3 protein-coding genes are annotated in these 4,047 nt (G+C 56.3%); 2 read left to right on the top strand and 1 reads right to left on the bottom strand.

Annotation, left to right across the window (positions count from 1 at the left end):
• Positions 1-438: 438 nt before the first annotated feature.
• Positions 439-1,338: a LysR family transcriptional regulator gene (locus tag BK662_RS19245; protein WP_123359367.1), complete on the bottom strand. Its 900-nt coding sequence runs from the start codon at positions 1,336-1,338 to the stop codon at positions 439-441.
• 157 nt (positions 1,339-1,495) lie between these two features.
• Here BK662_RS19245 and BK662_RS19240 point away from each other — a divergent pair, with 157 nt between their 5' ends.
• Together BK662_RS19240 and BK662_RS19235 are read left to right on the top strand one after the other, a co-directional pair.
• Positions 1,496-2,677, top strand: a complete 1,182-nt coding sequence (locus tag BK662_RS19240) for an acyl-CoA dehydrogenase (protein WP_007897013.1) — start codon at positions 1,496-1,498, stop codon at positions 2,675-2,677.
• A 13-nt stretch (positions 2,678-2,690) separates the two neighbouring features.
• The gene (locus BK662_RS19235) at positions 2,691-3,911 is read left to right on the top strand and encodes a CaiB/BaiF CoA transferase family protein (protein ID WP_123359366.1); all 1,221 of its coding nucleotides are present in this window, start codon (positions 2,691-2,693) and stop codon (positions 3,909-3,911) included.
• Positions 3,912-4,047 lie beyond the last annotated feature (136 nt).

Below are 4,047 nucleotides of genomic sequence, written 5' to 3'. Positions count from 1 at the left end.
GCACGTCAAATCTCCTGCGTGATCTTATTGAGTAAACCCAGGCACTGCGGATGGTGCGTCTGGGGCGGCCGATCAGCACGATCCCGCCAAATCAGGGCGGGGCGCGGCATTTTGCAGGCGAACTTTGTGCCCTTCAAGGGATTATGACGGGTGACGGAAAATTAACTACAAGTCACCCCGTGACCGAATGTCGCACTTATCGGAGCAATCCCTTGTAGGCCGTGGCTTGTGAGGATTCTGTACAAAATTCAAGAATTTACACATCGGCACGGTGAATGAGGCGTCATTGCCTGCCAATAGAGGCTCAAGGCCACGTATTCAGGCCTTTGTAGGACGTTTGTGCTACTCCTCAGTACAGTCTGCCAATATGCGACAAATACTTATATCTGTAGTGCTTTTGTATTCCTGACTACGAGGTCAGCTAATAAAGGGGAGCCTTTATCCTTCTAGGCTGTAGCTTTGTGCCTGATTCACCAGCCAATTGCGAAATGCCTTTAAAGAGGCTGATTCGACCTTTCGCTCGGGAATCATCAGGTAGTAGGCCTTAATGCTCGATAGTGCCTGAGCGTTGGCAATCACCAGACGCTTCTCTGCTAATTCGCGCTGAATCAGGAACGGTGGAATCAGCGCGATCCCCATATCGTGCATCGCAGCTTGAGCAAGCATGGAGAATAGCTCGTAACGCGGCCCTGTCATGTCTCGCGGGATATTCAGGTTTTGAGAGTTGAACCACTGGCGCCAGGCATAAGGGCGGGTGGTCTGTTGCAGCAGGGGCAGTTCGGCGATTTCACTGGGGGTCAGATTGGTTTTTTTTCCCAGTAACGTGGGGCTGCACACCGGCATCGGATTTTCGCCCATTAGCCTGTGGGATTCGGTACCCGACCAGTCGGCGTCGCCGAAATAGATCGCGGCATCGAATTCGGTGTCGGCAAACAGGAAGGGGCGGGTGCGATTGGTGAGGTTGACTGTCACTTCCGGATGTTTGTGCTGAAAATCCTTGAGTCGCGGCAGCAGCCATTGAGTACCGAAGGTTGGTACCACCGCCAGCTCGATCACATTGGCGCCTTGTTGGCCCATCACTGACAAGGTGTCGCGTTCAACCGCGTCGAGTTGGGTCGCCACTCGGCGGCTGTAGGAAAGTCCGGCCTCCGTCAGCTTCACTCCGCGCCGGGAGCGTCGGAATAGTTCGACGCTGAGGAACTCCTCGAGGCTGGCGATCTGTCGGCAAATCGCTCCCTGCGTGAGGGAAAGTTCCTGAGCGGCCTTGGTAAAGCTCTCGTGGCGCGCTGCAGCTTCAAAGCTGATCAGGGCGGTTGTACTGGGGATCTTCCGGCGCATGTATGTCAACCTCACTAATACATCGCATATAAGCTATTTTGCGACGTTACGGAGTGAGAAATTAGCACAACAGTATGCAAAATCCTCGTTTGCCGTGAAACCGAACCGGGCCTAGGATCACTCCACGTTATTTGACCCGATTCGAGAGGACTCACTCATGGGCGGTAAAGCTAGCTTCAACTGGATCGATCCCCTGCTGCTGGATCAACAGCTCACTGAAGAAGAACGCATGATTCGCGACACCGCTCAGCAATTTGCTCAGCAGAAGCTCGCGCCGCGCGTTCTCGAAGCTTTCCGTCATGAGAAGACCGACCCGGCGATTTTCCGCGAGATGGGTGAAGTGGGTCTGTTGGGTGCGACCATTCCTGAGCAATACGGTGGCAGCGGCCTTAACTACGTCAGCTACGGTCTGATTGCCCGTGAGGTCGAGCGTGTCGACTCCGGCTATCGCTCGATGATGAGCGTGCAGTCCTCGCTGGTCATGGTGCCGATCAACGAATTCGGTACCGAAGCACAGAAGCAGAAATACCTGCCGAAGCTGGCTTCGGGTGAATGGATCGGTTGTTTCGGTCTGACCGAGCCCGACCACGGTTCCGACCCGGGCGCGATGATTACTCGTGCACGCAAAGTGGAAGGCGGCTACAGCCTCACCGGCAGCAAAATGTGGATCACCAACAGCCCGATCGCTGATGTGTTCGTGGTTTGGGGCAAGGACGACGCGGGCGATATTCGTGGTTTTGTTCTGGAGAAGGGCTGGAAAGGCCTTAGCGCTCCGGCGATTCACGGCAAGGTTGGCCTGCGTGCATCCATCACCGGCGAGATCGTCATGGACAATGTGTTTGTCCCTGAAGAGAACATCTTCCCGGATGTCCGGGGCTTGAAAGGTCCTTTTACCTGTCTTAATTCGGCGCGTTACGGCATTTCCTGGGGCGCACTGGGCGCTGCCGAGTTCTGCTGGCACACCGCTCGCCAGTACACCCTGGATCGTAAGCAGTTTGGTCGTCCATTGGCGGCCACACAGTTGATCCAGAAGAAGCTGGCTGACATGCAGACCGAAATCACCATGGCGCTGCAAGGCTGCCTGCGTCTGGGTCGTATGAAGGATGAAGGCACTGCTGCCGTCGAGATTACTTCGATGATGAAGCGCAACTCCTGTGGCAAATCCCTGGATATCGCCCGCATGGCGCGCGACATGCTGGGTGGCAACGGCATCTCCGATGAGTTCGGTGTCGCTCGGCACCTGGTCAACCTGGAAGTGGTGAATACCTATGAAGGTACGCATGACGTCCACGCGCTGATCCTCGGTCGCGCGCAGACCGGCATCCAGGCGTTCTATTAATAGGAGAACGGTCATGGGCGCGCTTTCGCATCTACGGGTACTGGATTTATCGCGGGTGCTTGCCGGGCCTTGGGCCGGGCAGATCCTGGCGGACCTTGGCGCCGAAGTCATCAAGGTCGAGCGCCCGGGTAATGGCGATGACACGCGCGCTTGGGGGCCCCCGTTCCTTAAAGACGCCTATGGCGAGAATACCAGCGAGGCGGCCTATTACTTGTCCGCCAACCGCAACAAACAATCAGTGACCATCGACTTCACGCGGCCAGAGGGGCAGCAGCTCGTGCGTGAGCTGGCGGCGAAGTCGGACATCCTCATTGAAAACTTCAAGGTCGGTGGTCTGGCGGCTTATGGGCTGGACTATGAGTCGCTCAAGGCGATTAATCCGAAGCTGATCTATTGCTCGATCACCGGCTTCGGTCAGACAGGTCCGTATGCCAAGCGTGCGGGTTACGACTTCATGATCCAGGGTTTGGGCGGTCTGATGAGTTTGACTGGCCGTCCCGAAGGAGATGAGGGCGCAGGCCCGGTGAAAGTCGGTGTGGCGCTGACAGATATTTTGACCGGTCTCTATTCAACGGTAGCGATCCTGGCGGCCTTGGCTCATCGGGATCAGGGCGGTGGCGGTCAGCATATAGACATGGCATTGCTGGATGTTCAGGTGGCTTGTCTGGCCAATCAGGCGATGAACTACCTGACTACAGGCGTTGCGCCTAAACGCCTGGGCAACGCTCACCCGAATATCGTGCCTTATCAGGACTTTCCTACGGCCGATGGCGATTTCATCCTCACCGTGGGTAACGATGGGCAGTTCCGCAAGTTTGCGCAGGTGGCTGGTCAGCCGCAGTGGGCGGATGATCCGCGTTTTGCGACCAACAAATTGCGGGTGGCTAACCGAGCAGTATTGATTCCGCTGATTCGTCAGGCGACCGTGTTCAAGACTACTGCCGAATGGGTGGCGCAGCTGGAGCAGGCAGGCGTGCCATGTGGACCGATCAATGATCTGGCTCAGATGTTTGCCGATCCTCAGGTTCAGGCACGGCGGTTGGCCATTGAGCTGCCTCATGCTTTGGCCGGGATGGTGCCGCAGGTTGCGAGCCCGATACGTCTGTCCGAGACTCCGGTGGAGTACCGTAGTGCGCCTCCTTTGTTGGGTGAGCACACGCTGGAGGTTTTACAGCGGGTGTTGGGTCTGGATGCCGGCGTCGTTGCTGGGTTCAAGGCGTCTGGAGTGCTCTGAGTATTCCTTCTATATAGCAGGGCTGTTTTTGCTCTCCTATATAGAGAGGGGAATGCGCAGTTTTCCGGCTTTCCGCAAGTTATTGATAGAAAAGCGTAATCAGGGGTTGACGGCAGATTCTGGAAGTCTATAATTC

Origin of the sequence: Pseudomonas frederiksbergensis (genome assembly GCF_003732275.1) — a bacterium.
Lineage (GTDB): Bacteria > Pseudomonadota > Gammaproteobacteria > Pseudomonadales > Pseudomonadaceae > Aquipseudomonas > Aquipseudomonas frederiksbergensis_H.
This window is presented reverse-complemented; position numbering and strand designations above follow the sequence as displayed.

Excerpts from the sequence above, each read along its gene's own strand:
- BK662_RS19245 (WP_123359367.1), bottom strand. The coding sequence starts at position 1,338 with ATGCGCCGGAAGATCCCCAGTACAACCGCCCTGATCAGCTTTGAAGCT.
- BK662_RS19240 (WP_007897013.1), top strand. The coding sequence starts at position 1,496 with ATGGGCGGTAAAGCTAGCTTCAACTGGATCGATCCCCTGCTGCTGGAT.
- BK662_RS19235 (WP_123359366.1), top strand. The coding sequence starts at position 2,691 with ATGGGCGCGCTTTCGCATCTACGGGTACTGGATTTATCGCGGGTGCTT.